The organism is Streptomyces sp. NBC_00322, assembly GCF_036147535.1.
Lineage (GTDB): Bacteria > Actinomycetota > Actinomycetes > Streptomycetales > Streptomycetaceae > Streptomyces.
In genome coordinates, this window is sequence record NZ_CP108019.1 from 1351573 (window position 1) to 1373913 (window position 22341).

General features: G+C 69.5%; 23 protein-coding genes. 7 read left to right on the forward strand and 16 right to left on the reverse strand.

Annotated elements, in window-relative coordinates; translation table 11 throughout:
• Positions 1-5: 5 nt before the first annotated feature.
• The 3 genes from glgC to OG905_RS06100 all read right to left on the reverse strand — a co-directional run bounded on the left by glgC (position 6) and on the right by OG905_RS06100 (position 3269).
• Positions 6-1223 (reverse strand): glucose-1-phosphate adenylyltransferase, encoded by a 1218-nt coding sequence (gene glgC, locus OG905_RS06090; protein WP_328666571.1) that lies wholly within the window; start codon positions 1221-1223, stop codon positions 6-8.
• A 28-nt stretch (positions 1224-1251) separates the two neighbouring features.
• Positions 1252-2415, reverse strand: a complete 1164-nt coding sequence (gene glgA, locus OG905_RS06095; RefSeq protein WP_328666572.1) for a glycogen synthase — start codon at positions 2413-2415, stop codon at positions 1252-1254.
• 161 nt (positions 2416-2576) lie between these two features.
• A complete protein-coding gene (locus OG905_RS06100) occupies positions 2577-3269 on the reverse strand; it encodes a (2Fe-2S)-binding protein (protein ID WP_328682064.1) in 693 nt (230 codons plus the stop codon).
• Positions 3270-3490: 221 nt separating this feature from the next.
• Here OG905_RS06100 and OG905_RS06105 point away from each other — a divergent pair, with 221 nt between their 5' ends.
• A complete protein-coding gene (locus OG905_RS06105) occupies positions 3491-4570 on the forward strand; it encodes a DMT family transporter (RefSeq protein WP_328666573.1) in 1080 nt (359 codons plus the stop codon).
• On the opposite strand, the gene OG905_RS06110 is transcribed toward OG905_RS06105, so the two are convergent.
• Positions 4472-5644: a transglycosylase family protein gene (locus OG905_RS06110; RefSeq protein WP_328666574.1), complete on the reverse strand. Its 1173-nt coding sequence runs from the start codon at positions 5642-5644 to the stop codon at positions 4472-4474. The two genes, OG905_RS06105 and OG905_RS06110, sit on opposite strands and share 99 nt — an antisense overlap.
• A 90-nt stretch (positions 5645-5734) precedes the next feature.
• Complete coding sequence (locus OG905_RS06115; protein WP_328666575.1) at positions 5735-7003, reverse strand: ROK family transcriptional regulator; 1269 nt, start codon at positions 7001-7003, stop codon at positions 5735-5737.
• Between the two features lie 142 nt (positions 7004-7145).
• Between OG905_RS06115 and OG905_RS06120 the strand changes: the two genes are divergently transcribed.
• From OG905_RS06120 to OG905_RS06135, 4 genes are read left to right on the forward strand one after another with little or no spacing between them, the layout of a single operon-like run.
• A complete protein-coding gene (locus tag OG905_RS06120) occupies positions 7146-8477 on the forward strand; it encodes an extracellular solute-binding protein (RefSeq protein ID WP_328666576.1) in 1332 nt (443 codons plus the stop codon).
• A 10-nt stretch (positions 8478-8487) separates the two neighbouring features.
• Positions 8488-9504 carry a carbohydrate ABC transporter permease gene (locus OG905_RS06125; protein ID WP_328666577.1) on the forward strand — a complete coding sequence of 339 codons (1017 nt, stop codon included), beginning with the start codon at positions 8488-8490 and terminating at the stop codon, positions 9502-9504.
• The gene (locus OG905_RS06130) at positions 9497-10360 is read left to right on the forward strand and encodes a carbohydrate ABC transporter permease (protein ID WP_328666578.1); all 864 of its coding nucleotides are present in this window, start codon (positions 9497-9499) and stop codon (positions 10358-10360) included. Before OG905_RS06125 ends, OG905_RS06130 begins: the two co-directional genes overlap by 8 nt.
• Before the next feature lie 32 nt (positions 10361-10392).
• Complete coding sequence (locus tag OG905_RS06135; RefSeq protein WP_328666579.1) at positions 10393-11748, forward strand: GH1 family beta-glucosidase; 1356 nt, start codon at positions 10393-10395, stop codon at positions 11746-11748.
• Between the two features lie 233 nt (positions 11749-11981).
• Here the strand turns inward: OG905_RS06135 and OG905_RS06140 are convergent, their stop codons facing one another.
• A complete protein-coding gene (locus OG905_RS06140; RefSeq protein ID WP_328666580.1) occupies positions 11982-12980 on the reverse strand; it encodes a GlxA family transcriptional regulator in 999 nt (332 codons plus the stop codon).
• A 74-nt stretch (positions 12981-13054) separates the two neighbouring features.
• On the opposite strand from OG905_RS06140, the gene OG905_RS06145 reads away from it, so the two are divergent.
• Positions 13055-13639: a cysteine hydrolase family protein gene (locus OG905_RS06145; protein WP_328666581.1), complete on the forward strand. Its 585-nt coding sequence runs from the start codon at positions 13055-13057 to the stop codon at positions 13637-13639.
• A gap of 65 nt (positions 13640-13704) precedes the next feature.
• Positions 13705-14280: a GNAT family N-acetyltransferase gene (locus tag OG905_RS06150; protein WP_328666582.1), complete on the forward strand. Its 576-nt coding sequence runs from the start codon at positions 13705-13707 to the stop codon at positions 14278-14280.
• A gap of 194 nt (positions 14281-14474) precedes the next feature.
• On the opposite strand, the gene OG905_RS06155 is transcribed toward OG905_RS06150, so the two are convergent.
• The 10 genes from OG905_RS06155 to OG905_RS06200 form a co-directional block, all read right to left on the reverse strand.
• Complete coding sequence (locus OG905_RS06155; protein ID WP_328666583.1) at positions 14475-15041, reverse strand: GNAT family N-acetyltransferase; 567 nt, start codon at positions 15039-15041, stop codon at positions 14475-14477.
• The gene (locus OG905_RS06160) at positions 15041-15436 is read right to left on the reverse strand and encodes a type II toxin-antitoxin system VapC family toxin (protein WP_328666584.1); all 396 of its coding nucleotides are present in this window, start codon (positions 15434-15436) and stop codon (positions 15041-15043) included. Before OG905_RS06160 ends, OG905_RS06155 begins: the two co-directional genes overlap by 1 nt.
• Positions 15433-15705 (reverse strand): hypothetical protein, encoded by a 273-nt coding sequence (locus OG905_RS06165; protein ID WP_328666585.1) that lies wholly within the window; start codon positions 15703-15705, stop codon positions 15433-15435. The genes OG905_RS06160 and OG905_RS06165 overlap by 4 nt, the downstream gene beginning before the upstream one ends.
• Positions 15706-15808: 103 nt before the next feature.
• Positions 15809-16597, reverse strand: a complete 789-nt coding sequence (locus OG905_RS06170; protein WP_328682066.1) for an SDR family NAD(P)-dependent oxidoreductase — start codon at positions 16595-16597, stop codon at positions 15809-15811.
• A gap of 5 nt (positions 16598-16602) precedes the next feature.
• A complete protein-coding gene (locus OG905_RS06175) occupies positions 16603-17616 on the reverse strand; it encodes an NADP-dependent oxidoreductase (RefSeq protein WP_328666586.1) in 1014 nt (337 codons plus the stop codon).
• A 190-nt stretch (positions 17617-17806) separates the two neighbouring features.
• Complete coding sequence (locus OG905_RS06180) at positions 17807-18352, reverse strand: GNAT family N-acetyltransferase (RefSeq protein WP_328666587.1); 546 nt, start codon at positions 18350-18352, stop codon at positions 17807-17809.
• A gap of 141 nt (positions 18353-18493) precedes the next feature.
• Positions 18494-19441: a PfkB family carbohydrate kinase gene (locus tag OG905_RS06185; RefSeq protein WP_328682068.1), complete on the reverse strand. Its 948-nt coding sequence runs from the start codon at positions 19439-19441 to the stop codon at positions 18494-18496.
• 35 nt (positions 19442-19476) lie between these two features.
• Positions 19477-20469 carry a zinc-dependent alcohol dehydrogenase family protein gene (locus OG905_RS06190; protein ID WP_328666588.1) on the reverse strand — a complete coding sequence of 331 codons (993 nt, stop codon included), beginning with the start codon at positions 20467-20469 and terminating at the stop codon, positions 19477-19479.
• On the reverse strand, positions 20466-21374 hold the full coding sequence (locus tag OG905_RS06195; RefSeq protein WP_328666589.1) for a carbohydrate ABC transporter permease: 909 nt from the start codon (positions 21372-21374) through the stop codon (positions 20466-20468). Before OG905_RS06195 ends, OG905_RS06190 begins: the two co-directional genes overlap by 4 nt.
• Positions 21371-22318: a carbohydrate ABC transporter permease gene (locus tag OG905_RS06200; protein WP_328682071.1), complete on the reverse strand. Its 948-nt coding sequence runs from the start codon at positions 22316-22318 to the stop codon at positions 21371-21373. The genes OG905_RS06195 and OG905_RS06200 overlap by 4 nt, the downstream gene beginning before the upstream one ends.
• Between the last annotated feature and the right edge of the window lie 23 nt (positions 22319-22341).

The following is a 22341-nucleotide window of genomic DNA, read 5'->3' on the forward strand; positions in this document are numbered from 1 at the left end:
AGACATCAGAGCACCGGCTGCCCCTTGCCCAGGGCGATGACCCCGTTCTTGGAGACGGTGTAAAGCTCCTGGTCACGCTCGGGATTGACACCGATCGTGGCTCCGGGCGGGACGTCGACGTTCTTGTCGAGAATCGAGCCGCGCACCACCGCTCCCCGACCGATACGCACGTTGTCGTGGAGGACCGAACCCTGTACCACCGCTCCCTCCCCCACCGTCACACCCGGTGAGAGGACGGAGCGGGTGACCTGTCCGCGGACGATGCAGCCCGGGCTGACGACGGACTCGCTCGCGATGCCAGCGCCGATGAACCGGGCCGGCGGCAGCTGCCCGGGGTGGGTGTAGATGGGCCAGCGGCGGTTGTCGAGGTCGAAGGCCGGGCGGTCCGGGATCAGATCCATATGGGCTTCGTAGTACGTGTCGAGCGTGCCCACATCGCGCCAGTAGCCGTGCTCACGGGCGCTCTCGCCGGGCACATGGTTCTCATTGAAGTCGTAGAGCTGCGCCACACCCCGCTCGGTGAGCATCGGCAGGATCGAGCCGCCCATGTCATGGACGGAGTGCTGGTCCTCCGCGTCCCGGTGGAGCGCGTCGACGAGGACCTTGGTGGTGAAGAGATAGTTGCCCATGGAGGCGAAGACCCGGCCGGGGTCGCCGGGCAGCCCGGGCGGGTCGGTGGGCTTCTCCAGGAACCTCTCGAGGCGGGCGCCGTCGGATGCGGGGGTGATGATCCCGAACGAGGAGGCTTCGGAGCGCGGCACCTTGATCCCGGCGACGGTGACGCCCGCGCCGCCCTCGATGTGCTGCTTCAGCATCTGCCGCGGGTCCATCCGGTACACATGGTCCGCGCCGAACACCGCTATGTAGTCCGGCCGTTCGTCGTTGACGAGGTTGAGGGACTGCAGAATCGCGTCCGCGCTGCCGAGGTACCAGCGCCGTCCGAGCCGCTGCTGTGCCGGGACCGGCGTGACGTAGTTGCCGAGCAGGCTCGACATCCGCCAGGTGGTGGTCACATGGCGGTCCAGGGAATGGGATTTGTACTGCGTGAGCACACAGATCCGCAGGATGTCGCCGTTGACCAGGCTGGAGAGCACGAAGTCGACGAGCCGGTACATGCCGCCGAAGGTCACCGCCGGTTTCGCGCGGTCGGCGGTCAGCGGCATCAGCCGTTTGCCCTCCCCTCCGGCCAGTACGATCCCGAGCACCGAAGGTCCACCGCGCATCGCCGCCCCTCTCTGCATGCCGTGCCTGCTACGCCTGCTTGAGCAACTCCTCGTACACCTCGTACGTGCGCCGGGCCACCTGGTCCCAGCCGAACTCCCGCACCGCGCGCTCACGTCCGGCGGCGCCCATCCTGGCGGCCCCTGCGGCGTCGTCGAGTATCCGGTTCACCGACTGGGTGAGACCCGACTCGAAGGCTTCGGGATGATCGGCGTCGTAGGGCACGAGCAGTCCGGTGCTTCCGTCCTCCACCACCTCGGGGATGCCGCCGACCGCGGAGGCGACGACGGCCGTGCCGCAGGCCATGGCCTCCAGATTGACGATGCCGAGCGGCTCGTACACGGACGGGCAGATGAACACGGTCGCGTGGCTGAGGAGTTGGATGACCTGGGGCCGCGGCAGCATCTCGGGAATCCAGTGCACGCCGTCGCGTACCTGCTCCAACTCGTCGACGAGCTGCCGGAATTCACTGCCGATCTCCGGCGTGTCCGGTGCGCCGGCGCAGAGCACCAGCTGGGTTTCGGGATCGAACGAGCGGGCGGCGCGCAGCAGATGCGGAACGCCCTTCTGGCGGGTGATCCGCCCCACGAAGAGGGCGAAGGGCCGGTCCGGGTCGAGGCCGATGCGCTCCAGGGCGTCCGTGTCGTCGTCGGGGCGGTACATACGGGTGTCGATGCCGTTGTGGACGACGCGCACGCGGTCCGGGTCGAGGGCCGGATAGCAGGCGAGGATGTCGGCGCGCATGCCGTGGGAGACGGCGATCACGGCGTCGGCGGCCTCGATCGCGGTGCGCTCGGCCCAGCTGGACAGTGCGTAGCCGCCGCCGAGTTGCTCGGCCTTCCAGGGGCGCAGCAGCTCCAGGGAGTGGGCGGTCATCACATGCGGGACGCCGTAGAGCAGCTTGGCGAGATGGCCGGCGAGGTTGGCGTACCAGGTGTGGGAGTGGACCAGTTCGCGGCCCTGCAGCTCGGCGGCCATCGCCAGGTCGACGGAGAAGGTGCGCAGGGCATCGTTGGCGCCCTCGAGTCCCGCGAGTGCCTGGTGGCGCAGGACACCTTCGGCCTCACCCTCGCCCCAGCAGTGCACTTCCAGATCGGCCAGGGCTCTCAACTCCCGGGCCAGGAACTCCACATGGACCCCGGCGCCCCCGTAGACGTCCGGCGGATACTCGCGCGTGAGCAGTCCCACCTTCACGGAGATTCACCTCGCGAAGGCGGTCGGTTCAGCCCCAATGGCCTGTCTTTCTGCCGGGGGTCCGGGGGTTGTCCCCCGGGAAGACACAGCACCTCATGATGGTCACTCACATGCGGCGTGCGCGGAAGACCACGGCCAGGATCACTCCGCTTCTCTCGCCGTCACTGCGCCGAGCGGCGGCCGGGCGGGCGGTCGAAGACGCAGTCGCCGCAGAGCCCGCCGCCGGGGCAGCGGTAGTAGAGGCAGCAGGTCCGCCGCCGCATGGCGGGACCTTCGACCGTGCCGGACAGATCGGGGTGGGCGAAGAGCCCGGCGGCGAGGGCAAAGGCCCGCTCGGCGACCTCCGTCCGGCCACCGCGCCCGGCCCAGGCACGCAGTTCGCGCACGGCTCCGGCGAGCGTGGAGCCTGCGTTGCCCCACAGCAGCTGCGCTGAGATGCGGGTGTCGCCGGTGAGCGCGTCGGCGAGCGGTACGAGGTGGCCGTACTGGACCACCTCGCGAACCGTGGCCACGGTTGCGGGCACGGTCCGGGTCTCGGTCAGACAGAGATCGTCGGGTGCGCTGCGCCGCGGGTCCCAGTGCAGCCGGGCAGGGTCGAGATCGGGGAGCTCGCCGTGCAGCGCGGCACAGCCGAGCGCCACCGACCACAGGCGGGCGGCGAGCCCGAGGTGCGCGACGGAGGCGGCGACCCGCCGCTCGGGGGTGCGCAGCCGTGCGGCGACGGTGTCGACCCGGGCCGTGAGGGGGGCCGTGTCACCCGCGTACAGCCGGGCCAACGGCATATGCCCATCGCCCGGCTCGCCGGTCCGCAGGGCGAAGAAACCGCCCACGGACCCCACCTCGTCGAGATCCACACCCACGCTTCCGTCCCTGGTGTCAGCCTGTTGTCAGCCCTGCCGCGGCGTCTGGCCGCCTGCGTCACGGTAGCGATAGCGTCGGCTGTCCCCACGCGCGCTGACCTGCCCACCCGTCGCAAGGGGGACTTTTGACCTAGGCTCGTACTACGTCGGCAGTACGTCCAAGTGCCTGCTCAAGGACGACGACGCGAACGCTGAAGAGGGAGATCGTGGTCTCTATGAGTTCCCTCGCGCTGGCCGTGGTGCTGTCACTGGTCTCCGCGGTCGCATATGCGGCCGGGGCGATCATGCAGGAGCATGTCGCCGCCTCCACCTCGGCCCGGCCGTACGCCCCGCTGCACCACGCCGCGTGGTGGGTCGCCGTCGCCCTCAACGGCTTCGGCGCCGTACTGCACGTCGCGGCGCTGGCGTACGGGCCGCTGAGCCTGGTCCAGCCGCTCGGAGCGCTGACGATCGTCTTCGCCCTGCCGATGGCCGCGCTGTTCGTACGGCGCAGGGCGGGCGCGGCCGCCTGGCGCGGCGCGATCATCACCACGGCCGGGCTCGCCGGACTGCTGGCGCTGACCGGAACATCCGCATCCCAATCGCTGGACGGCGGGCAGCGCGGACTGCTCGCCGGTGCGACCTTCGGCGGGGTGGCGCTGCTCTTCCTGATCGCCCAGACCGTGAACCGGCCGATCATCCGCAGTGTGCTGCTCGCCGCCGCGGCGGGTGTGGCCTTCGGTATCGCCTCGGTGTTCACCAAGACCGTCGCGGTGGACTGGACGTGGTCGGCACCGCTCGACCAGTGGCCGAGCCTGGTGGCGATCGCCGTCCTGGCCTGCGGTGGGCTGCTGCTGTCTCAGTCCTCGTACCACGGCGCGGGCCTCGCGGCCCCGCTGGCCACGGTCACGGTCGTCAATCCGGTGGTCGCGGCAGCCGTCGGCCTCACGATGTTCGGCGAGACCTTCCGGTACGGCGTGCTGGGAACGGCGTTCGCGCTGGCCTTCGGGGCTGTGGCGGCGGGCGGGCTGATCCTGCTGACGACGGAACGGATCAAGGCGACGAGCACGGAAGCGGAAGCCCCGGCTCAGGCAGAGCCGGTGGCACAGATACGCGCGTCGGAATCGGCGCCCTCGCGACAGACGGTGCGCCACTCGGAGCGGCGGGTGCTCCACGGGGACGGTACGCCGCGGGCCTCGGACCGGCGGGTGCCGTCCTCAGACGCTGGCTCCGCCCGACCTGAGGTAGGCGAGGGGGTCGATGTCGGACCCGTATCCGGGCCCTGTACGCACTTCGAAATGCAGATGCGGCCCTGAGGCGTTGCCGGTCGAGCCCGAGCGCGCGATCCGCTGACCGCTGCTGACCTGCTGGCCCGATCGCACATTGAGCGCCGACAGATGCGCGTACTGGCTGTACCTGCCGTCCGCGTGCCGGATGACGACCTGGTAGCCGTACGCGCCGCCCCAGCCGGCCGAGACGACGCGGCCGGAGGCGACGGCTTTCACCGAGGTGCCGGTGGGGACGGGGAAGTCGACGCCGGTGTGGTAGCCGCTGGCCCAGGCGGAGCCCGGCTTGCCGTAGGGCGTGCCGACGCTCGCCGCGACGGGCGCGCTGAATCCGCTCTTGTGCGCGGGCTTGGTCGCGTGCGCTTGCTTGGGCGCCTGCTGTTTCGGCTGGGCCTTGGGCTTCGGCGCCTGCTGCTTGGGTGCCTGCTGCTTCGGCTGGGCCGTCGGCTTCTGCTTGCCGGGCACCTCGACGCGGACGATCAGCTTCTGGCCGGGGAGGATCAGGTCGGGGTCGCTGCCGATGACGGTGCGGTTCTGCGCGTACAGGCGCTGCCAGCCGCCGACGACGTCCTCGGAGTCCGCGATCTTGGAGAGCGAGTCGCCGCGGGCCACGGTGTAGCCCTCACGATGCGTGGGCACGGTGGTCGGCGTGGCCTTGCGGGGTGCGGTCCTCCGCTCGCTGTGCGTCTGTAAGCCCCTGGCCGGTGCGATGTCGGGGGCGTCGCCGCCACGGGTGAGACCGGAGCGGGCAGAGCAGGCGGGCCAGGCCCTCGGGCCCTGGCCCTTGAGTACCTTCTCGGCGATGGCTATCTGCTGGTCCTTGCTGGCCAGATCCGCGCGCGGGGCATAGTGCCTGCCGCCGTACGCCTCCCAGGTGGACTGGGTGAACTGCAGCCCGCCGTAGTAGCCGTTGCCGGTGTTGATCTTCCAGTTGTTGGTGGACTCGCAGGCCGCGACCTTCTCCCAGACATCCACGGAGGCCGCATGCGTCGTGCCCGCGCCGATGAGCGGCAGGGCCATGCCCGCACCGCCCGCGGTGACGGTGAGGGAAGCACGGTTGATACGGCTCGGCTGGTATCGGCGGTGCCGACCGGTTGCGCCCATGGTGAGACTCCCCCACTGCCATGTAGGTCACGCATGCAGTCATGTCGCAAGCGGTCAACTTAGGTGCTTGGCCCGGACCATGACAAGGGTTCAGACCCGGCGCACCGGTGTCGGCCGACTGCCACCGCGCGCCAGGAAGTCGGCCAGCGGAAGCGTCGCCGCGCCGACCGTGACCGCGTCCGGGCCGAGCCGTCCCAGCTCGATGGTGGTGCGGTCGGCCGCATGCCGCAGGGCGTACTCCCCTGCGTACCGGCGCACTTCGGGAAGCAGATGCGGGCCGATGAGCAGTCCCGCCCAGCCGCCGATGAGGATCCGCTCGGGCCGGAAGAGATTGATCAGGTCGGCCACGGCCGCGCCCAGGTACTCGGCGGTGTCGTCGAGGAGGGAGAGCGCCACCGGGTCGGGCTTCGGTCCCTCCTCGGCGGGGAAGGCCGCGGCCAGCAGGGCGGCGAGCGCGGTCTCGTCGTCGGCGTCGGCGGGCAGCGGTCCGCCGGCCTCCTGCCATCGTTCGCGCAGCGCTTCGGCCCCCGCGTACGCCTCCAGGCAGCCCAGGGAGCCGCAGCGGCAGCGCCGTCCCCGGATCTGTACGGTCGTATGGCCCCATTCGAGGGCGCTGCTGCGGGCGTTCTCGTCGGGGGTGGCGGCATGCACGACACAGGCGCCGACTCCTGAGCCGATGAGGGCGACGGCGGCCTCGCGGGAGCCGCGCCCGCCGCCGAACCACATCTCGGCCTGGCCCAGCGTCTTGGCGCCGTTGTCGATGAACACCGGGACTTCCGCGGGCAGTTCGACGGCGTCCCGGAGCAGTTTCTCGAGCGGCACGGCGCTCCAGCCGATGGTCTGGCCGTGCACGATCGCGCCGGTCGCTCCGTCACCGGTGTCCTGCTCGATGATGCCCGGGACGCCGATCCCGATGCCGAGCAGCCTCTCGGCACCGACGCCCGCCTCGTCCAGGACATCGGAGATGCCGGTACGGACATGGGCGACGATGCGCTCGACGTCGTAGCCGTGCTGGGCCAGCAGGCGTTCGGTGCGGGCGAGTTCGGTGAGCGAGAGGTCGAAGAGCTCGACGCGCACGCGGGTCTCGCCGATGTCGATGCCGATCAGCAGGCCGCTGGTGGGGGTGACGCGGAGCAGGGTGCGCGGGCGGCCTCCGTCGGAGTCGACCACCCCGGCTTCTTCGAGCACTCCTTCGGCGACGAGCTCCGCGACGACGTTGCTGATGGAACCTGAACTCAGCCCCGTGGCCGGTCCGAGCTCCTGGCGGCTCAACGGGCCGTCGAAATACAACCGTTGCAGAACCCGCGCGCGGTTGCCCCGCCGCAGGTCACGCACTGTCCGTCTGTTGCGCTCCGCCATGGTGCTCCTTCCCTGGAGGGAACATACCCCGGTCACAGACCTTGACGCGACCTTCTCTCACCTCTTAAATCACGGCATAAATTAAGTCATGGAGGCCGTTCGGGAACCGAACGCAGCCACCCCCGGGAAGGGGCCACCTCTCATGCGCACGTTCAGAGCCGCAGCAACCTTCAGAGCCGCAGCAAGCCTCGCCGTCGTGACCGCGCTCGCCGCCACCACCGGCTGCGGCGGTGGCACCTCCACCGACGGAGCCGGCAGCAACGATTCGCCGAAGACGCTCACCTACTGGGCCTCCAATCAGGGCCCCAACATCGAGGCCGACAAGAAGATCCTCACACCCGAGCTGGAGAAGTTCGAGAAGCAGACGGGTATCAAGGTCAAGCTCGAAGTGATCCCCTGGTCCGATCTTCTCAACCGGATCCTCGCCGCCACCGCCTCCGGGCAGGGTCCCGACGTCCTCAACATCGGCAACACCTGGTCGGCCTCCCTCCAGGCGACCGGCGCGCTGCTGCCCTGGGACCAGAAGAACTTCGACGCGATCGGCGGACGGGACCGGTTCGTCGATTCGGCGGTCGCATCGGCCGGGGCCGAGGGCAAGGACCCGGCGGCCGTGCCCCTGTACTCCCTCGCGTACGCGCTCTACTACAACAAGAAGATGTTCGCCGAGGCCGGGATCTCGCAACCGCCGGCCACCTGGGACCAACTGGTCGCGGACGGCAAGAAGATCTCGAAGAACGGGAAATGGGCGCTGGGCGCCGAGGGCGGAAACCTCGCCAACAACATCCACCAGGTCTTCGTCCTCGGCAAGCAGCACGGCGCGGACTTCTTCGACTCCTCGGCCAAGCCGACCTTCACCTCGGACGGCGCGGTCGCGGCTGTGAAGCAGTACGTCGACTTCATGGCCAAGGACAAGATCGTCGCCCCGGGCAACGCGGAGTACGCCCAGAACCAGTCGCTCCAGGACTTCGCCCGCGGCAGGACGGCCATGGTGCTGTGGCAGGCGGCGGCATCCACCTTCGCCGCCCAGGGCATGAAGCCCGCCGACTGGGGAGTCGCTCCCGTACCCGTCCCCGCTGGTGCTCCCGGCACCGGCCAAAACACCAACTCCATGGTCGCCGGGATCAACATGGCCGTCTTCAAGAACACCAAGAACATCGACGGCGCCAAGAAATTCGTGAAGTTCATGACGAGCGACGCCGAGCAGAAGCTGCTCAACAAGACGTACGGATCCATCCCGCCGGTCAAGGCCGCGCAGCAGGATCCGGCGTTCTCGGCCCCCGACCTGAAGGTGCTGCGCGACACGCTGGCCACCAGCGCCGCGCCGCTGCCGCAGGTGCCCGCCGAGTCGCAGTTCGAGACGACCGTCGGCACGGCCGTCAAGGATCTGTGGGCCGATGCCGCGGCCGGACGGCCGGTGACCACCGAGTCCGTCAAAGCGCGCCTGGCCAAGGCCGAGCAGCTGATGCAGCAGTGAGGCCCTTGCGATGACCGCCACCGTGACCGAAGGCCGCACGGACCGGGCGGGCAGCGGTGAGAGCGTGGGCAAGGGGGAAGCGCGCAGGGGACTGCCGCGCATCCCCGACCGGATCCGCCGCGGCGGCCTGCCCTATCTTCTGCTGCTGCCCGCCGTCGTGCTCGAACTGCTCGTCCATCTCATCCCGATGGTCATGGGCATCGTGATGAGCTTCCGTCAGCTCACCCAGTTCTACGTACGCAACTGGGGCGAGGCCCCGTGGGCGGCGTTCGACAACTACAAGGTCGCCGTCGACTTCGACGCCCCGATCGGCGAGGCCCTGCTCCACTCCTTCTACGTCACCTGCGTGTTCACCCTCATCGCGGTCGGCCTGTCCTGGCTGTTCGGCGTGGCCGCGGCGATCATGATGCAGGAGAACTTCCGCGGCCGGGGCCTACTGCGGGCCGTCTTCCTCACTCCGTACGCCCTGCCCGTGTACGCGGCCGTCATCACCTGGGCCTTCATGTTCCAGCGCGACAACGGCCTGATCAATCACGTCCTGCACGACCAGCTCGGCCTCACCGACGAGCCGTCCTTCTGGCTGATCGGCGACAACAGCTTCCTCGCGCTGGTGGTGGTGGCCGTCTGGAAGTCCTGGCCGTTCGCCTTCCTCATCCTCATGGCGGGACTGCAGAACATCCCGCGCGAGCTGTACGAGGCGGCGGCGATCGACGGCGCGGGCATCTGGCAGCAGATCCGCAGGATCACCCTGCCGTCGCTGCGCCCGGTCAACCAGGTGCTGGTGCTCGTGCTGTTCCTGTGGACGTTCAACGACTTCAACACGCCGTATGTGCTGTTCGGGAGGGCGGCACCGGAGGCCGCCGACCTGATCTCGATCCATATCTACCAGTCGTCGTTCGTCACCTGGAACTTCGGTTCGGGCTCGGCGATGTCCGTACTCCTGCTGCTCTTCCTGCTGGTGGTCACGGCCGTCTATCTGCTGCTGACCTCGCGAACCTCACGGGGAAGGAGGAGCGCCGATGCCTAGGACGGCCGTCTCTCCCAGTGCACCGCCGCGGTCTTTCGTCTGGACGCGCCGCATCGTCCTGAGCTTCCTGACGGCGTTCGCGCTGCTGCCCGTCTATGTGATGCTCAGCAGCTCGCTCAAGCCGCTGCAGGACGTGTCGGGCAAGTTCCGGTGGATCCCCTCCGGGCTCACGGTCCGCCCGTACATCGACATCTGGCACACCGTGCCGCTCGCCCGCTACTTCCTCAACTCACTGATCGTGGCGGGCGCGGCGACCGTGCTGTCCGTGGTGATCGCGGTGTTCGCCGCGTACGCGGTGAGCCGCTACCGCTTCCGCGGGAAGCGGGTCTTCACCGTCACGGTGCTCTCCACGCAGATGTTCCCCGGCATCCTCTTCCTCCTCCCGCTGTTCCTGATCTTCGTCAATGTCGGGAACAGCACCGGCATCGCCCTGTACGGCTCGCGCGGCGGACTGATCCTCACCTATCTGACGTTCTCGCTGCCCTTCTCCATCTGGATGCTGATCGGGTACTTCGACTCGATACCCCGGGATCTCGACGAAGCCGCGATGGTGGACGGCTGCGGGGCGCTCGGCGCGCTCTTCCGGGTCGTCGTTCCGGCCGCGGTCCCCGGCATCGTCGCCGTGGCCGTCTACGCGTTCATGACGGCCTGGGGCGAAGTCCTCTTCGCCTCCGTCATGACGAACGACACCACCCGCACGCTCTCCGTAGGGCTCAAGGGCTACGCCACCCAGAACGACGTCTACTGGAACCAGGTCATGGCCGCGTCGCTCGTCGTCAGCGTGCCCGTCGTCGCCGGGTTCCTGCTGCTCCAGCGCTATCTCGTCGCCGGCCTCACCGCGGGCGCCGTCAAGTGAACCGTCCCCCGACCCCAGCAGAAAGGCAGTCCGTGAACGACCTCAACGCCCTTCCGGCCGACTTCACTTGGGGCGCGGCCACCGCCGCGTACCAGATCGAGGGTGCCGTGGCCGAGGACGGCCGCTCCCCGTCGATCTGGGACACCTTCTCCCACACCCCGGGAGCGGTGGCGGGCGGCGACACCGGCGACGTGGCCTGCGACCACTACCACCGCTGGCCCGAGGACATCGCGCTGATGAAGCAACTCGGCCTCGGCGCCTACCGGTTCTCGATCGCCTGGCCCCGGGTCGTGCCGGGCGGCGACGGTCCGGTGAACAAGGCGGGCCTGGACTTCTACGACCGGCTGGTGGACGGGCTCCTGGACGCGGGCATCACGCCCTTCGCGACGCTCTACCACTGGGACCTGCCGCAGGCGCTCCAGGACCGCGGCGGCTGGCCATCGCGGGAAACCGCCGAACACTTCGCGGCGTACGCCTCCGCCGTCACCGAGCGCCTCGGCGACCGCGTCAAGGACTGGGCGACCCTCAACGAACCGCTGTGTTCGGCCTGGATCGGCCACCTGGAGGGCCGGATGGCGCCGGGCCTCACGGATATCGCGGCCGCCGTGCACGCCTCGTACCATCTGCACCTCGGCCACGGCCTGGCCGTCCAGGCGATCCGCGCGGCCTCGCCCGACGCCCGCGTCGGCATCGTCAACAACCTCAGCCCGATCGAACCGGCCACCGACCGCCCGGAGGACCACGCCGCCGCGGCCCGGGCGGACGGCCACACCAACCGCTGGTGGCTGGACCCGATCCACGGCCGCGGATATCCGCAGGACATGCTCGACCTGTACGGCGTCGAACTCCCCGAGCGGGCGGGCGACTTGGAGACCATCGCGGCGCCGCTGGACTGGCTGGGCCTGAACTACTACTTCCGCCAGATCGTCACCGCCGACCCCACCGGCCCGGTGCCCCACGCCAAACAGATCTACCTGCCGGGCGCCCGCCACACCGCCATGGACTGGGAGGTCCACGCGGACGGCCTGGAACAACTCCTGCTGCGCCTGACCGAGGAGTACGGCGCGGAACGCATCCACGTCACCGAGAACGGCTCGGCCTACCCGGACGTGGTCCGCGCGGACGGCACGATCGACGACCCGGAACGGGTGCGGTACTTGGAGGAGCACTTGGCGGCATGCGCCCGGGCGGCGCGCCAAGGTGCCCCGGTGGCCGGGTACTTCGCGTGGTCGCTGATGGACAACTTCGAGTGGGCGTACGGCTACGACAAGCGCTTCGGCCTGGTGCACGTGGACTACGCGACCCAACGCCGCACGATCAAGGGGAGCGGGCACCGGTACGCGGACATCATCCGCGGGGCGTCGCGCAGGCGACGCAGGGCGGCGTGAGCTGGGGGCCGCGCCACCCCGGCTCCCCCATCCCTGCCGTATGACCGCTACTCGTTTCCGCCCGGCTCCTCGCCGCGAGGGGCGCCTGTCGGCGCAGGCTGACGCTGCTCCGCCCACCGGATCAGCCGTTGTCGACCTCGAGAAGACCTGAAGGGGGCCGCCCGTACGGTTGGTGAGCGGTGTCGGTTCGCTCCGAACCCAGTCTGCCCGGCGGGTCTTCGTCCTGCCTGGCCTCAGTTGCCGAGGTCGAAGCGGGCCCCTGCCTGGGCGGCGAAGGAAGTGCGATAGGCGCGGGGGCTGGTGGCGAGGCGTGAGGCGAAATGCTGGCGCATCGTGATTTCGCTGCCAAAGCCTGTCCGACGGGCGACTTCGGGCATGGGTAGGTCGGTGTGTTCGAGGAGCTTCTGGGCGGCCGCGATGCGCTGGTCCAGGAGCCAGCGAAGGGGTGTCGCGCCCGTGGCCGCCGCGAAGTGGCGGGCGAAGGAACGTGAAGACATTCCCGCGTGGGCGGCGAGATCAGCGACGGCGAGCGGTTCGTGGAGGTGCTGGAGGGCGTATGCGCGCACCGATGCGAGGGCGTCGGCGTCGCGGTCGGTGCGTGGAGTGGGGTGTTCGATGAACTGAGCCTGGGTTCCTGTGCGGAAGGGGGCGGTGACCATGGAGCGGGCGATCGTCGCGGCCGCCTCGGCGCCGTGAGCCGTGCGGACCAGGTGCAGGCACAGGTCGATGCCGGCGGCCGTACCGGCGGCGGTCCAGATGTTGCCGTCCTCGATGAAGAGGGCGTCGGGTTCGACGGTGACGTGGGGGTAATGGGCGCGGAGCAGATTGACGAGGTCCCAGTGTGTGACGGCGCGGCGGCCGTCGAGGAGGCCGGCCTGGGCGAGCGTGAAGGCGCCTCCGCAGAGGGCGGCGATGGTGGTGCCGCGGACGTGGGCGCGGCGCAGGGCCTCGAGTACCGGTTCCGGCGCGCGGGTGAGATGGTCGTCCAGGCCGGGGACCAGGATCAGGTCTGCGCGGGCCAGCCAGGCGAGGGTGCGGTCGGGGCTGAGGCTGAGACCCCCACGCATGGGGACGGGCGTGGTGTCGGCAGCGACGCGGCGCAGGTCGAAGGCGGGGACACCGCGCTCGGTGCGATCCGTGCCCCAGACCTCGGTGATGACGGAGACGTCAAAGGCCCGGATGCCCGGAAAGCTGACGAGGGCGACACGGTACGGGACGGGTTCGGTGGCCACCGTGGCAGTAAACCATCGATCGCTGACTTGCACCCCTCTGGGGCCAGGTCGACCGGGGCGGCAGCATCGTGGGCATGGAGATCACACAGAGCGCAGCACTGGTCGTGGTGGACGTACAGAAGGGCTTCGACGAGCTGGACTTCTGGGGTCGGCGGAACAATCCGGAGGCTGACGCGAACATCGCCTCGCTCATCGACGCATGGCAGGCCACAGGGCGACCGATCGTCTTCGTGCGGCACGACTCGTCGATGCCGGAGTCGCCGCTGCGACAGGGGCAGGAGGGGAACGACTTCAAGGAGTACGTCGAGCAGCGGCGAGGGAAGGGGGCTGGGGCTGAGCTGTTCTTGACGAAGACCGTGAATTCAGCCTTCTACGGCACGCCAGACCTGAATGCATGGTTCAAGACGGAGGGAATTTCGCAGTTCGTGGTGGCCGGGATCCAGACCAATATGTGCGCGGAGACGACAGCACGGATGGGCGGGAACCTCGGGTACGAGGTGCTCTTCGCGCTGGACGCGACGTACACGTTCGATCTCGAGGGGCCGTTCGGCTGGCGGCGGTCCGCGGACGAACTGGCGCAGACGTCGGCTGTGTCACTGCACGGCGGAGGCTTCGCGACGGTGGTGACGACCAAGGAGCTCGTGGCCGCAGCGGCCTGAGCGACGCCCCGCCCATACGTCATAACCGATCGACACCCTGATCGTGATGGCGTTAGCTGGCCCGCATGCCTGAACTGCGTACCGATCGTCTCCTGCTCCGCCGGTGGCGGGAGTCCGACCTCGAACCGTGGGCGGCGATGAACGCCGATCCCGAAGTCCGAGAACATTTGGGGGAACTGCTGACGCGGGAGCAAAGCGATGCCGCGGTGGCACTCATGCAGGCCGAGTTCGACGAGCGAGGTTTTGGGTGGTGGGCGCTCGAAGCACGGGAGACCGGTGAGTTCATCGGCCGCGCCGGCTTGGATCAGGTGGACGAGGACATGCCGTTCGCGGGGGTTGATATCGGGTGGCGGTTGACGCGTTCGGCGTGGGGGCACGGTTACGCCACCGAAGCCGCCCTGGCCTGCCTGGCCTTCGGCTTCGAGGCCCTCGGGCTGCCGGAGGTCGTTGCGTCGACGACCGTCAACAACCTTCGTTCCCAGGCAGTGATGCGCCGGATCGGCATGACCCGCGACCCGGCCGACGACTTCGAGGATCCGAGCGTGCCCGAGGGGCCGCTTCGCCAGTGTGTGCTGTACCGGACCCCCCGCAAGATGCCCACGGGCTGCGCCACGCGGCGGGACACGCCCCCGGTCGGCTGAGCAAGGTCAGAGTTCGATTCGGCGCTTCCACATGGAAGGTCAGATGCCGCGAAGGGGTTGTTGATCGTGCGCCGGATAGTCTGTTCATGGGACGCAGTTGGTGACTCAGGCCGTCTCCGTGGCCACCTGCGCCGACGCGCCGGTGCCCAAAGAGTTGGTGTCGTCAGAATCGCTGCCGCCACGACGAGCGGATCTCAGGCATCCGTGCGCCGTATGTGCAGATGGCCATCGAGAGGGTACGAGGGCGGCGCTGCAGGCAGGACTCTGTCGAACTCGTACCGGCTCTTCTGCGCAACCCGGCACGATGCCAGGTTGTCCACCTGATGAAGGAGTTCGAGACGTTCCAGGCCATCGGCCCCGAAGGTGTCGAAGGCCCAGTTGCTGAGAACCTCCAGAGCGCGGGGGGCCACGCCCCGCCCGCGAGCGTGCGCCGCTGTCCAATAGCCCACCTCCGCCGACGGTGCGCCCGTCGTGAAGTCGCTGAGGACTACGTTGCCGATCAACTGTCGGTGAGCTGAATGGGGTTGTGCTTCAAGGACTGCGAAGCCGAACCGGTCTCCTGCTGCCCAACCCTGTTGCTGAGCCTCGACCCATCGCGCCCCGTCAGCATCGTTCTCCACGGAAGTGCTGGTCCAGTGGCGCAGAGCGGGATCTCGGCAGACCTCAACCAGTGCGGTAACGTCCTCCACACACCAGGGTCGAAGAACGAGAGCGGGAGCGGACTGAGTCGCGCCCGCCTGCAGTATGACGGCGGCGATCATCAGATCTTGATCACGTGGACGCCGCCGGAGCTGCACAGTATGAGGAGATCCTCGGGGTCCGAGGTCAGGATGGTTGCCGGGGCGGGCGAGGCCAGAGCAGTGGCCGCCACGATTGCATCCAGGGCGCACTTGTGGCCGTGCAGACCTGCCGCGGCAAGCAGTTTGCTCGCGTGGCGGGCGATGGCTTCCGTCGGCGGGATGATGTTCACCCGCGAGACGGCGTAGTCGAACCTGGCCTGGTTGACCTTGGGGTCGCGCGCTTCGACCAGCGTGACGGAGCTGGTCACCACGCGGATGTCTTCGGCTTCGGCAGCGGTCAGCCACTCGGTGAGCTCGGTAGAGTGCCGCACGAGTTTGGACAGCCCTTCGCAGTCCAGGACAAGAGTCCCGCTCACGCGGCGTCCGCCGAGCTGGCCGTGTCGCCGCGTAGGACTGCCCGCTTGGCTTCGACCGCCGCCTGTTCGACCGGTCCGTGCTCGGCCTCAGCGTCCTCGATGAGTTCGCGCAGCCGTTCGCGCTCCAGTTGCCGCTGGATGAGAGCTTCGACGTACGCGGACATGCCGCGCTTGCCGGTGCGCTCCCTGAGCGCTGCGATCGTTCCTTCATGGAGGGATACGGATACCGGCCGGACAGGGCCTTCGCCGGGCGTGGGATGAGTGGCCATATCGAGAGTTTAACAAGTCGATTGTTATTTGTCGGTGAATTGTCTGCGGTCTTCGGGAGGCTTGATCCGGGGGCCGCTCAGAGGGAGGCCTCCGGGGCCCCGCTCAGCCCTTGTCGACCTCGTCGATCCGCCGCCGCAGGCGACGCATCCCCCGCAGCCACCTGTCCGTGTCGGTCGCCCGGAACGCGTAGTGCTCCCGTACTTCCGCGTGCGGCAGGATCAGGAACCGCCCGTCCGCGAGTCCTTCCATGACCTCGTCGGCAACCTGCTCGGGTTCGAGGACCGAGCCGCCGAGCACCGCCTTGGCCGCCGCGTCCGTCTTCTCGTACATCTCGGTGCGGACGCCCAGCGGGCATACGACCTGGACCGTCAGGCCCCGGTCGCCGTACGTGGCCGAGAGCCACTCCGCGAAGGCCAGCGCGCCGTGCTTGGACACCGAGTACGGCGCCGATTCGAGGTGGGTCAGCAGGCCCGCCGCGGAGACCGTGGCCAGGAAGTGGCCGCGTCCCCGTTCGAGCCATGGCCCGACGAGGTGACGGGCCACCCGCACGTGGCCCATGACGTTCACCTGCCAGACCTGGTCCCACACGTCCTCCGGGGCGTGCTCCCCGCCGCCGGGCTCGATGCCCGCGTTCGCGCAGAACAGGTCGATCTCGCCGAGGTGGGCGCGGGCCGCCGCGACCATGGCGGCCACGCTCTCCTCAGCGCCGGCGTCGCCCGGCACGGCGAGCCCGCCGACCTCGGCGGCGACCCGGGCGGCCGCCGCGCCGTCCAGGTCGTTGATCACGAGCCGGGCGCCCTCGGCGGCGAAGCGGCGGGCGAGCGCCGCTCCGATGCCCGAACCGGCGCCCGTGACGACCACACCCGCGTCCTTGAGATTCATCGCTGCCATCTGTCTCACGCGTCCGCGATCTGGAGAACGAGCTTGCCGAGGTTCTCGCCGCGGAACAGCCTCAGAAGCGTCTCGGGGAACGCCTCGACCCCGCCGGACACCACGTCCTCCTTCGACAGCAGCTGTCCCGCCGCCAGCCACTCGGCGAGCTGCGCGACGCCCTCGCCGTAACGGTCGGCGTAGTCGAAGACCACCATGCCCGTCATGGAGGCGCGGTTGACCAGCAGCGACATGTAGTTGCTCGGTCCCTTGACCGGCTCGGTGTTGTTGTACTGGGAGATCGCGCCGCAGATGACGATCCGGGCGCCGCGCGCCAGCCTGGTCAGCACAGCGTCCAGGATGTCGCCGCCGACGTTGTCGAAGTAGACGTCGACACCATCAGGGGCGTGCTCGCGCAGTGCCTTGCGCACGTCCTCGGTCTGGTAGTCGATGGCGGCATCGAACCCGAACTCTTCAACCACCGCACGGCACTTGCGCTCACCGCCTGCGATGCCGATGACCCGGCAGCCCAGGATCTTCGCGATCTGCCCGACCACACTGCCGACCGCACCGGCCGCCCCGGAGACGACAACGGTCTGCCCTGCCAGCGGACGCCCGATGTCGAGCAGGCCGAAGTAGGCCGTCATGCCCGACATGCCGAGGGTGCCGAGATACACGGGCAGCGGCGCCAGCACCGGGTCGACCTTGGTGACACCGCGCCCGTCCGAGACGCAGTACTCCTGGACACCGAACGAGCCCGAGACGTTCTCCCCGACCGCGAAGTCGGGGTGCCGGGAGGCGATGACCCGGCCCACCGCACCGGCTCGCATCACCTCGCCGATTTCGACGGGGCGTATGTATGACTTGCCCGCGTTCATCCAGCCGCGCATCGCCGGGTCGATCGACAGGTAGAGCACCTGCACCAGGAACTCGCCGTCGCCCGGCTCGGCGACCGGCTCCTCGACGTGCTCCCAGTCGGTGGGCCGGGGCTCCCCCACGGGACGGGCGGCCAGGCGCAGTTGATGGTTGGTGCGGCTCATCTCGGCGGCTCCTCGGTCGCTACTGAGTGCCAGGGCGGCTGTCACGTACCAACTGGTCGGTACGTCGCTCGTGAGGCTAGATGCTGCCGCGTCGGGAAGCAAGTGGCCCCAGGCCGGTCAGAGGAGAAACGGGCGCCGACTCTACGGGAAGCGGCCACCACACGCCATCACGTGCCGTCACCAAGTGCCTTCATTCAGTGCGCGTGCGGCTCCACACCCCAAGAACAGGGCCGCTGCCGGACTCGGCTCCGATATCGCCGATCCGCGTCCATCCCCAGCTCTGGAACGCGCTGCGCGCCGGGACGTCCGTCGGTTCGAGGAGTACGGTCACCAGCGCCGTGTCGGAGCGCTCGAGGAGCCGTCGCACGAGCGCTGTTGCGACGCCGCGGCGGCGTTGCGCCGGAACCACCATCAGCTCGGCCAGTGCGAAGCCCTGCCCCGAGGCGGTGAGTTCCTCCACCTCGTGCGGCAGCTCTCCCCGGAAGCCCTGCCACCAGCCGCCCTCACGGTCGAGCCGGAACCCGTAGGCGCACCCCGCGAGCCGCGCCACGCCGGTCACCACCATGTCGAAGCCGGGGCGCTGCACATCCTCGGCGAAGCGCCGCAGGAACTCCTGCCGGTCGTGGAACTCCGCCCCGGAGAAGGCGCGGTAGGTCTCTACGTACACATCCGCCACGCTCTCCCGCTGCTGTTCGGCCTGCCACCGGGTGAGACGCCGCACAAACACCTCAAGCATGCATTCCTCCCACACCGGCCCCGGGTTCGGCTTCCCCGTCGCCGGGGAGGCCGCTGTCCGGCCTCCATCGTGAGCGGTGCGACCCCGCAAGGGAACCACCGGGCTCGCCCCGCCGGAGGGGTGGTCCGGCGGGGCGAGGGTTCATACGGAGGCCGGTGCCGAGGGCTCCGTGCCCGGCTGGGTGACCACCGACGCCGCCACCTGTGCCGCGAACTCCAGCATGCTCACCGCACCGTCCGGGCTCAGAGCGCGCTCCCAGCCGCCGATCGTGGCAAGCCAGGCCAGGACGCCCGCCGTGAAGGCGTCACCGGCGCCGATGGTGTTGACCACCTCGACCGGGACGGCCGGGACCGAGACGGGCGGGCCGGAGGGGGTGTGGGCGGTGGAGCCCCGGGCGCCGCGGGTGAGGATCACCAGGCGGCCGCCCGCGGCCAGCCGACGGCAGGTCTGGTCCGGGTCCGTGTCCGGCCACAGCCGCAGCAGGTCCTCGTCGCTGGCCTTGACCACATGCGCGAGTTCGCACAGGTCACGCAGCAGGTCCAGGCTCCGGCCGGGGGCGATCGTGCGGTCCTCGCGGACGTTGGGGTCCACCACGAGCAGGGAGTGCCGGGCGGCGGCCCGTGCCGTGGACGCGACGGCCTCGGCCGCCGGGTCGACGACGGCCGCCAGGCCTCCTGCGTACACCGCGCCGAAGCGGCCCACGTCGGCCGCCCGGTCGGGGAAGCGAAAGGTCGCCGTGTCCTGAAGGTGGAAGTGGTAGCCGTTCCCCGACTCCCCCGGGTCGGCGACCGCCAGCGCCGTGGGGAGGTCGGGGCGGGCGCAGAGGGCGAGGTCGACACCCGCGTCCGTGAGCCGCCGTTCGATCGCCCGCGCGAAGCCGTCGGTGCCGAGGGCTCCGGCGAACGCGACGGGCCTGCCGAGGCGGGCCAGACCCGCCGCGACATTGGCGGGGGCGCCGCCGGGCTGGGCGCGCAGGATTTCCGGCTCGCCCGGCACGGGGACAAGGTCGATGAGCGCCTCACCCAGCACCAGCACCGAGCCGGGCTTGCCTACCGAGTCGAGCCCGCCTGCCGAGCCGGGCCCACCCACGGAGTCGAGTCCGCCCACCGGGCCGGGCCCGCCGCTCACGGCTCCACCACGATCTTGCGGCCCTGCCCCGCCTTGAACCGGTCGATGGCCTCGGGGTACTGGTCCAGCGGCAGCCGGTCGCTGATGAAGACGGACGGGTCGAGTACGCCGCTCGCGAAGAGCGCCGCGGCCCGCTCATAGCTGTGCAGCACCGCCATGGAGCCGGTGATGGTGATCTCCTGGTTGTAGATGCGGTACGGCTCGATCACGGCGGTCGTCGCATAGTCGGCGACCCCGAACTGCAGGAAGGTGCCCCCCTTCGCGACCCGTCCCAGGCCGTCCTGGATGGCCCCCGCATTGCCGGTCGCGTCGATGACGAAGTCCCAGCCGCCCGGCTGCTCCAGTTCCTCGGCGCCGGCTGCCGAGCGGGAGCAGCCGAGAACCGACGCCGTCGCGAGGCGGTCCGGGTTGATGTCGAGTATGTCAACGCTCGCGGCGCCGGTGCGCTTGGCGAGCTCCAGCATCATCAGGCCCATGGTCCCCGAGCCGTAGATCAGCACATTCGCGCCGAGGGTGCTGCTGTTCAGTACGTCGTATCCGCGCACCGCGCAGGACAGCGGCTCGATCAGTGCCGCGTCCCTCACGTCGATGTGGTCGGGCAGCCGCACGCAGTTGGCGACGGGCGCGACGGCGAACTCGGCCGCGCCGCCGGGCTCGGTGACGCCGATGGCGGCCCACCGGTCGCAGAGATTGCCGCGCCCTGCCCGGCAGTAGCGGCATTCGTGACAGTGCAGGGAGGGGTCGACGGCGACCTTGTCCCCGACGGCGAGTTCGGTGACGTCCCTGCCGATCCCGACGATCTCACCGGCGAACTCATGCCCGGGCAGGATCGGCAGGGTGGGCGCGAACTCGCCCTGCAGAATGTGCAGATCGGTGCCGCACAGACCGCACGAGGCCACCGAGACGACGACCTCCCGAGGTCCCGGGGTGGGGTCGGGAACCGTCGTGACGGAGACCTTGCCGGGGGCTTCGACGATCGCTGCCCTCATTTAACAGCTCCAAGGGAAAGGCCCTGGACGAGCTTGTCCTGGGCGGCGTATCCGGCGGCGAGCACCGGCAGGGACACAACGACGGACGCGGCGCACAGCTGGGCGAGGAACAGGCCCTGGCTGGTGACGAATCCGGTCAGATACACGGGCGCGGTCTGGGCGACGACACCCGTGAGTACGCGGGCGAACAGCAGCTCGTTCCAGCTGAAGATGAAGCAGATCAGGGCCGTGGCCGCGATCCCGGGAGCGGCCACCGGAGCGACCACCCGGGCCAGGACCGTGGGCAGGCGCGCACCGTCCACCTGCGCGGCTTCGATGATCGAGACCGGTACGTCCGCGAGGAAGGACTGCATCATCCACACCGCGATCGGCAGATTCATCGAGGTGTAGAGGATGACCAGGAGCCAGATGTTGTCCAGCATCCCGGCGTTCTTCGCGAAGAGGTAGATGGGCAGCAGCCCCGCGACGACCGGGAGCATCTTGGTGGACAGGAAGAAGAACATCACGTCCGTCCACTTGCGTACGCGCCGGATGGAGAGCGCGTATGCCGCCGGGAGGGCGAGGACGAGCACCAGCAGCGTCGAGAAGGCGGACGCGGTCAGGGAGTTGATCAGCGAAGGCCAGGGGCTCGGCCCGCCGCCCGAGCCGAAGAACTCCCGGTAGCTGTCCAGAGTGAGCGGCGCGGCGAAGGAGGGCGGATTGGTCGCCGCGTCCGGCTCGGAGTGCAGTGACGTCAGCAGCATAAATGCGGCGGGCAGACAGAATCCGATGCCCGCCACCCAGGCCAGCAGGCCCAGCACGGCGGACCGGCGCCTTGCCCGGCGCGCCGCGGGCGGCAGAAGCTCGGGCGGCTTCTTCGACTGAGCCGGTGCGGCTGCGGGAGCGGGAGCGGTATGAGCGGTCATGCGCGGTTCGCCTCCTCACGGAAGAGGGACGAGACCACCCGGAGCGCGAACGTCGCGATGATCATCGTGCCGATCACGACGACGACTCCCGCGGCGGACGCCAGTCCGTACTCGTGGGCCTGGTAGAAGGTCTGGTAGATCGTGTACGGGAGGTTGGCGGTGCCGAGCCCTCCGGAGGTGATCGTGAACACCGCGTCGAAGTTCTGCACGATGTACACGGAGCCGAGCAGCACGCCCAGTTCGAGATAGCGGCGCAGATGCGGCAGCGTGAGATAGCGGAAGGACTGCCAGGCGCTGGCGCCGTCGAGGCGTGCGGCCTCCATCATGTCGGCGGGCCTGCTCTGCAGCCCCGCCAGCAGGATCAGCATCATGAACGGCGTCCACTGCCACACCAGCGCGGCCTCGACCGCGATCAGCGGCATGGCGGATATCCAGTCCGGCTGGGCGGGAGTGTCGTCGCCGAAGAGTCCGGCGACCCAGTTCCAGGCCCCGTTGAGCAGTCCGTACTCCGGGTTGTAGAGCGCGTGCTTCCACAGCAGCGCGGCCGAGACGGGGACGATCAGGAAGGGCGTGATGAGCAGGGTGCGCACCATGCCGCGGCCGAAGAACGTGCGGTCGAGGAGCAGGGCGAGCAGCAGTCCGAGCAGCACGGTGGCGATGACGACGCTCGCCGTGAGCAGGACCGTGGTGAAGACCGAGTCCCGCAGCTCCGGGTCGGTGACCACGGTGCTGTAGTTGGCGAGCCCGGCGAAGCTGCGCTCGTCGGGGCTGAGGGAGTTCCAGTCGAAGAGCGAGATCACCAGCGTTGCCACGAAGGGCAGTTGGGTGACGGCGATCAGGAAGATGAGGGCGGGAAGGAGCGGGGCCCGGGTGGCCCAGGCCCGTACGCCCTCCTTGCGCTCCTTCGGCTGCCGCGCCTGCTTCGAGCGGACCTGTGGGTTCAGCGGCTGGGTGGTGACGGAGGCAC

Coding starts and splice junctions, on each gene's coding strand:
- glgC (WP_328666571.1), bottom strand. CDS start 1,223: ATGCGCGGTGGACCTTCGGTGCTCGGGATCGTACTGGCCGGAGGGGAG.
- OG905_RS06105 (WP_328666573.1), top strand. CDS start 3,491: ATGAGTTCCCTCGCGCTGGCCGTGGTGCTGTCACTGGTCTCCGCGGTC.
- OG905_RS06110 (WP_328666574.1), bottom strand. CDS start 5,644: ATGGGCGCAACCGGTCGGCACCGCCGATACCAGCCGAGCCGTATCAAC.
- OG905_RS06115 (WP_328666575.1), bottom strand. CDS start 7,003: ATGGCGGAGCGCAACAGACGGACAGTGCGTGACCTGCGGCGGGGCAAC.
- OG905_RS06120 (WP_328666576.1), top strand. CDS start 7,146: ATGCGCACGTTCAGAGCCGCAGCAACCTTCAGAGCCGCAGCAAGCCTC.
- OG905_RS06125 (WP_328666577.1), top strand. CDS start 8,488: ATGACCGCCACCGTGACCGAAGGCCGCACGGACCGGGCGGGCAGCGGT.
- OG905_RS06130 (WP_328666578.1), top strand. CDS start 9,497: ATGCCTAGGACGGCCGTCTCTCCCAGTGCACCGCCGCGGTCTTTCGTC.
- OG905_RS06145 (WP_328666581.1), top strand. CDS start 13,055: ATGGAGATCACACAGAGCGCAGCACTGGTCGTGGTGGACGTACAGAAG.
- OG905_RS06150 (WP_328666582.1), top strand. CDS start 13,705: ATGCCTGAACTGCGTACCGATCGTCTCCTGCTCCGCCGGTGGCGGGAG.
- OG905_RS06155 (WP_328666583.1), bottom strand. CDS start 15,041: ATGATCGCCGCCGTCATACTGCAGGCGGGCGCGACTCAGTCCGCTCCC.
- OG905_RS06165 (WP_328666585.1), bottom strand. CDS start 15,705: ATGGCCACTCATCCCACGCCCGGCGAAGGCCCTGTCCGGCCGGTATCC.
- OG905_RS06170 (WP_328682066.1), bottom strand. CDS start 16,597: ATGGCAGCGATGAATCTCAAGGACGCGGGTGTGGTCGTCACGGGCGCC.
- OG905_RS06175 (WP_328666586.1), bottom strand. CDS start 17,616: ATGAGCCGCACCAACCATCAACTGCGCCTGGCCGCCCGTCCCGTGGGG.
- OG905_RS06180 (WP_328666587.1), bottom strand. CDS start 18,352: ATGCTTGAGGTGTTTGTGCGGCGTCTCACCCGGTGGCAGGCCGAACAG.
- OG905_RS06190 (WP_328666588.1), bottom strand. CDS start 20,469: ATGAGGGCAGCGATCGTCGAAGCCCCCGGCAAGGTCTCCGTCACGACG.
- OG905_RS06195 (WP_328666589.1), bottom strand. CDS start 21,374: ATGACCGCTCATACCGCTCCCGCTCCCGCAGCCGCACCGGCTCAGTCG.